The following is a 6,138-nucleotide window of genomic DNA, read 5'->3' on the forward strand; positions in this document are numbered from 1 at the left end:
AAGGCAGCCGAGCATGGCTCGGCTCTACCGGGGGGCTTGGCGCGAACGGGACGGACGGCAGCCGAGCATGGCTCGGCTCTACCCGGGGCTTCGTGTGCATCGGTAGTGCCGAGCCATGCTCGGCAACCGCGCGCCAGCGCGGCACAACCGTCCGCAGCCGGATGCCCGGCTGTTGATCAATACAGTACGCGCGTCCGCAGCGTGCCCGGGATCGCGGCCAGTTCTTCGCGCACGGCGGTGGCCTGGGCCTCGCTGGCGGTGATGTCGATGACCACGTAGCCGACCTTCGGGTCGGTGCGCAGGAACTGGCCGTCGATGTTGACGTTATGCCGCGAGAAGATCTCGTTGACGCGCGACAGCACGCCGGGCACGTTCTGGTGGATGTGCAGCAGGCGCAGGCTGTCTTCGTGCTCGGGCAGGGTGACTTCGGGGAAATTGACCGCCGACAGGGTGCTGCCGTTGTCGCTGTAGCGGACCAGCTTGGCCGCCACTTCGATGCCGATGTTGTCCTGCGCTTCCAGCGTGCTGCCGCCCACGTGCGGGGTCAGGATCACGTTGTCGTGCGCGGTCAGCGGCGACACGAAGGCATCGCCGTTGCCCTTGGGCTCGATCGGAAACACGTCCAGCGCCGCGCCGCCGATGTGGCCGCTGTGCAGCGCCGCATCCAGCGCGTCGATGTCCACCACGGTGCCGCGCGCGGCGTTGATCAGGTGGGCGCCGGGGCGCATCCGCGCCAGTTCGGCGGCGCCGATCATCCACTGCGTGGCCGGCGTCTCCGGCACGTGCACGGTGACGATGTCCGCGCGCGCGAGCAGGTCGTCCAGGCCGATCGCCGCGCGGGCGTTGCCCAGCGACAGCTTGGTTTCCACATCGTGGAAGATGACCTGCATGCCCATGGCCTCGGCCATCACCCCGACCTGGGTGCCGATGTGGCCATAGCCGATGATGCCCAGCGTCTTGCCGCGCACCTCATGGCTGCCGGTGGCGGACTTGGACCAGCCGCCGCGATGGCATTCGGCGTTTTTCTGCGGAATGCCACGGGTCAGCATGATCGCCTCGGCGATGACCAGCTCGGCCACGCTGCGGGTATTGGAGTAGGGCGCGTTGAACACCGGGATGCCGGCCAGTTCGGCCGCGTCCAGGTCGACCTGGTTGGTGCCGATGCAGAAGCAGCCCACCGCCATCAGGCGCTTGGCGTGGGCCAGTACCTCGGCGCTCAGCTGCGTGCGCGAGCGGATGCCGACGATGTGCGCCTCGGCGATGCGCGCCTTCAGCTCGTCTTCGGGCAGCGCCTTGCTGTGCAGTTCGATCTGCGAATAGCCGGCGGCGGTGAACACGTCGATCGCGGTCTGGCTCACCCCCTCCAGCAACAGTACGCGGATATCCTGCTTCGGGAACGAGGTCTTCTTCGGCGACATGGGCGAGGGCGCAGCGTGTAGGGCGGGAGCGCCCAACTATGCCAGAACGGACCGCCGATTGTGCAGTGCGCCAATGGACGCGACGATGGTTTCAGATGCATCCGTTGCCACCTCGGGCGCGGGTGAAGACAGCCGGGCCAGCCGCGGTGGTCTGCTAGGCTTGGGGATTCCATCGCCCTGTCCTGATGCCATGACCGATCCGCGCCTTTCTTCGCTGTTGCAGGACTGCCCTGGGCTGCGGCTCAAGACCGATCCGGCCGACCTTGAGCACTACGGCCGTGACTGGACCCGGCGCTGGACCCCGGCGCCGCTGGCGATCGCGCTGCCGGGCAGTGTCGAAGAGGTGCAGGCGATCCTGCGCTGGGCCACCGCACAGCGCGTGGCCGTGGTGCCCTCGGGCGGCCGCACGGGCCTGTCCGGTGGCGCGGTGGCCGCGCATGGCGAGCTGGTGCTCAGCCTGGAGCGGATGAACAAGCCGCTGTCCTTTGACGCCGTGGACCGCACGCTGACCGTGCAGGCCGGCATGGCACTGGAAGCGGTGCACAACGCCGCGCTGGAACACGGGCTGATCTATCCGGTGGATTTCGCCGCGCGCGGCTCATGCTCGATCGGCGGCAACATCGCCACCAATGCCGGCGGCATCCGCGTGATCCGCTATGGCAACACCCGCGAGTGGATCGCCGGGCTCAAGGTGGTCACCGCGAGCGGCGAGCTGCTCGAACTCAACAAGGGCCTGATCAAGAACTCCAGCGGCTACGATTTCCGCCAGCTGCTGATCGCTTCCGAAGGCACCCTCGGGGTGATCGTGGAGGCCACCCTGCGGCTGACCGATCCGCCGCCGGCCAGCAACGTGATGCTGCTGGCGCTGCCCAGCTTCGAGGTGCTGATGCAGGTGTTCGCCGCGTTCCGCGAACGGCTGCAGCTGCAGGCCTTCGAATTCTTCACCGACCGCGCGCTGGAACACGTGCTGGCGCATGGTGCGCATGCGCCGTTCGAGCAGGTGCACCCGTTCTACGTGGTCACCGAGTTCGCCGCCGGCGACGAGGCGCAGGAAGCCGCGGCGATGGCGGCCTTCGAGGCCTGCATGGAACAGGGCTGGGTCAGCGATGGCGTGGTGAGCGCGAGCGATGCGCAGGCCGCGCAGCTGTGGCGGTTGCGCGAAGGCATCACCGAGGCGGTGGCGCGCTACAAGCCCTACAAGAACGATGTGTCGGTGCGGATCTCGGCGATGCCCGCGTTCATGGCCGAAACCCAGGCGTTGATCGGTGAGGCCTACCCGCAGTTCGACGTGGTCTGGTTCGGGCATATCGGCGACGGCAACCTGCACATCAACGTGCTCAAGCCCGATGCCACCCCCGACGCCGAATTCCTGACCCAGTGCGAGCACGTCACCAAGCTGCTGGCGCAGGTATTGGCCCGTTTCGACGGCAGCATCTCGGCCGAGCACGGCATCGGCCTGGTCAAGAAGGGCTACCTGGACAGCACCCGCAGCCTGCCGGAAATCGCGCTGATGAAGGCGGTCAAACGTGCGTTTGATCCACAAGGGCTGCTGAATCCGGGCAAGCTGTTCGACCTCTAGGCCGCGACAGGATTTCACGCAACCTATACGCTCTGCGCTTTCCACCGCGAACGACACCCTGATGATGCGTCCGATCCTGCTTGTTGCCGTGCTTGCCCTGCCGTTGTCGGCGCTGGCCTCCAGTTTTGCCGGTTCTTCGGCCGGCTCCGCCTCCGGCGCCTCCTCGGCCGGCTCGTCCAGCTCGGGCGATGACAAGATCGTGCTCGATGCACGCGAAGACGCCGCCGCGTTCGTGGCCAGCGACGGGGCGATCCGTGGCGCGCGCCTGGAAGCGGCGTTGCTGCACCTGCGTGAGCGCGACGTCGCCCAGCGCGATGCCAGCGACCTGGCGTTGGCGAAGACCCTGCTGGCGCGTTGATGCAACCGCGCCGCCGGGCCCGCCGCTGGCGCTGGGCGGCCCTGGCGGCGTTGCTGGCCGCGCCGCTGGCGCAGGCCGCGCTGCAGTTTGATCTGCAGACGCAGGGGCTGGATGCCGCGCAACAGGCCGCCGCGCGCCGCGTGCTGACGCAGGTGCAGGCACGGCTCCCGCTGAGCTGGCAGACGCGCTTCGATGCACCGGTGCCGGTGCGCTGGACCGACACACTTCCGGACCACGTGCACGGCCGCGCGCGCAACGGCGCGATCGCGCTGCGCCGTTCCCTGCTGGATCCGGTGCAGGACGGGCAGCCACTGCCGCGTGCCGTGCAGGCCGCGCTGATCCATGAGCTGACCCACATCCTGGACCGCAGCGCAGCGGGCGGCTGGTCACGCAGCGCGCGCTGGCGCGACCTCAGCGGCTGGCAGCAGCGCCCCTGGCAGCTGGGGCGCACCGCCAACCACTTCAGCGACCGCAGCCCGGATGCCTACGAACGGCGCAGTCCGGCCGAGTTCCTGGCGGTCAATGCCGAGTACTTCCTGCTCGATCCCGGCTACGCCTGCCGTCGCCCGGCCCTGGCGGCGTGGTTCGCCGCACAGATCGGGCCGCTAGCCGGCACGCCCGCCTGCGATGCGGCGCTGCCGTTGGTGCAGGCCGAGGAAAACACCGGCGCCGCCACGCTGCTGACATTGGAGCCGGCGCGCGTCTATGCGGTGGATTACCTGCTTGCCGAGGGCAATGAGCAGGTGATGAGTCGCTGGGGCCACAGCATGCTGCGGCTGGTGATCTGCGCGCCCGGGCGGCCACCCGGACCGGCCTGTCGGATGGACCTGTCCTACCACCGGGTGCTGTCCTTCCGCGCCTTCGTCGGCGACGTGCAGATCTCCAGCTGGCGCGGCCTGACCGGCGCGTATCCGTCGCGCCTGTTCGTGCTGCCGCTCAATCAGGTCATCAACGAGTACACCCAGCTGGAACTGCGCGGGCTCTCCTCGGTGCCGCTGCGGCTGCAGCCGACGGAGATCGCCAGCCTGCTCGAACGCGTGGCGCAGGTGCAGTGGAGCTACGACGGCCAGTACCGCTTCGTCAGCAACAACTGCGCGGTGGAAACCGGCAAGTTGCTGCAGGAGGGTGTGCCGCGCTGGGCGACGCCCGGGCTCAATCGGATCACCCCGCGTGGTTTGCTGGCGCGACTGGAGCGGCAGGGACATGCCGATGGCGCGGTGCTGGACGACCGCAGCGAGGCGTTGCGCCAGGGCTATTACTTCGCCTCGGCCGAGGAGTACTACCAGCAGCTGTTCGACGTCGCGCGTGCCGAACTGCCGCTGGGCAGCGCCAACGTCAATGCATGGCTGCAACGGCCGGCGGCGCAGCGCGCAGCGTGGGTGGAGCAGGGCGGCTTGCGTGCGACCTCGGCGCTGCTGCTGCTGGAGCAGGCCGCGCGTCAGCGCGGGGAACTGCGCGCGCGTGCCGAGCTCAAACGTACCCTGGCCCACCCGGCCGACGTCGTGGACGCCGCGCGCGATACGCTGGTGGCGCTGCTGCACGACACCGGCCAACTGGTCAATCCCGCCGCGCTGGTGCCGGGCGGCTACGGCGTACCGCTGGGCAGCGAGCGCGCGGCTGCAGCGGCGGCCGCCGCACGGATCAGCGAACGCGGCGTGCCGGCCTGGCAGCAGCTGCAGCAGCAGTTGCGCGCGCGCCTGCCGCAGGCGCAGCAGCAGGAACTGGCGGTCATCGACGACAACCTGGAGCGCCTCGGCCAGCGCATGCGCACGCTGGCCCGTGCCGAAGCCGCTACTGCCGCGGCAGCTCGATGACGAACCGCGCGCCGCCCAGCGCGCTGGCGGTGCAGGACACGCGGCCCCCATGGGCATCGGCGATGGCCTTGACCACTGCCAGGCCCAGGCCGCTGCCACCGCGCTGCCGCGAGCGCGAGCCATCGCCACGCAGGAACGGATCGAATATCTGGGCGGTGACGTCCGGGTCGATGCCCGGGCCTTCATCATCCACGGATACCTGCACGTGGGTGGCGGTGTCGTGCACCGCGATCCGTACCCGCCCCGGCGTGGCGTAGCGCCGCGCGTTGTCGAGCAGGGCCATCAGCGCCTGGCGCACGCGGGTGGGATCGCAATGGGCCGGGTGCTCCTCGCGCGAGGTTTCCAGTTCCAGCACGAAGCCGCCGCTGCGGAAGCCGGGATCGACCAGGGTCATCACCGAGTGCACTTCCTGCACCACGTCGCTGCGCGCGCGGCGCACGTCCAGCCGCGCGCTGTCGGCCAGGCTGAGCACGCGCAGGTCTTCGATCAATCGCGACAGGCCTTCCACCTGTGCCAGCAGGCTGCGGAACTGCGCCTCATCGGGCTGGAATACGCCTTCGGCCAGACCCTGCAGGCGGCCGCGCAGGATGGTGACCGGGGTGCGCAGTTCATGGGCGATCGCCGCGTGCCACATCGCCCGGTCGGCCGCCAGGTTCTGCAGGCGCCTGGCCATCGCGTTGAAGTCGTCCACCAGCAGTGCCACCTCGCCCAGCGAACGGTCGCTGGCCGTGGCGCGCGCGCCGAGGTCGCCGTCGGCGAGTCTGCCGATGCTGTCGACCACCGCGTTGAGCGGGGTGAGGATGCGCTGCGACAGTCGTACCGACGCGGCCACCGCCAACGCCAGGCCGATCAGCGTGACCCCGGCCATCCAGACCAGTTCAGGGCCGGTGGGCGCCCAGTCGACCGGCGCGTCGGCATCGGGATAGAAGTCCAGCAGCACCGCATACAGCAGGTACGAGCTGAGGATCA

At 69.5% G+C, this 6,138-nt stretch carries 5 protein-coding genes; 3 read left to right on the forward strand and 2 right to left on the reverse strand.

What is annotated here, in order from left to right:
- Positions 1-176: 176 nt before the first annotated feature.
- Complete coding sequence (gene serA, locus RTO53_RS17420; protein ID WP_312238980.1) at positions 177-1,418, reverse strand: phosphoglycerate dehydrogenase; 1,242 nt, start codon at positions 1,416-1,418, stop codon at positions 177-179.
- Between the two features lie 190 nt (positions 1,419-1,608).
- Here serA and RTO53_RS17425 point away from each other — a divergent pair, with 190 nt between their 5' ends.
- From RTO53_RS17425 to RTO53_RS17435, 3 genes are all read left to right on the forward strand, one after another.
- Positions 1,609-2,997: an FAD-binding oxidoreductase gene (locus RTO53_RS17425; protein ID WP_312238981.1), complete on the forward strand. Its 1,389-nt coding sequence runs from the start codon at positions 1,609-1,611 to the stop codon at positions 2,995-2,997.
- A gap of 61 nt (positions 2,998-3,058) precedes the next feature.
- Positions 3,059-3,355 (forward strand): DUF2388 domain-containing protein, encoded by a 297-nt coding sequence (locus tag RTO53_RS17430; RefSeq protein WP_312238982.1) that lies wholly within the window; start codon positions 3,059-3,061, stop codon positions 3,353-3,355.
- Entirely contained in the window at positions 3,355-5,169 is a 1,815-nt protein-coding gene (locus tag RTO53_RS17435) for a DUF4105 domain-containing protein (protein WP_312238983.1), read from the forward strand. Before RTO53_RS17430 ends, RTO53_RS17435 begins: the two co-directional genes overlap by 1 nt.
- On the opposite strand, the gene RTO53_RS17440 is transcribed toward RTO53_RS17435, so the two are convergent.
- Positions 5,147-6,138: ATP-binding protein (locus tag RTO53_RS17440; RefSeq protein WP_312238984.1), on the reverse strand; the 992-nt coding region annotated here is incomplete at its 5' end. The genes RTO53_RS17435 and RTO53_RS17440 overlap by 23 nt on opposite strands.

The sequence above is a fragment of the Stenotrophomonas sp. genome (assembly GCF_031995405.1).
GTDB lineage: Bacteria > Pseudomonadota > Gammaproteobacteria > Xanthomonadales > Xanthomonadaceae > Stenotrophomonas.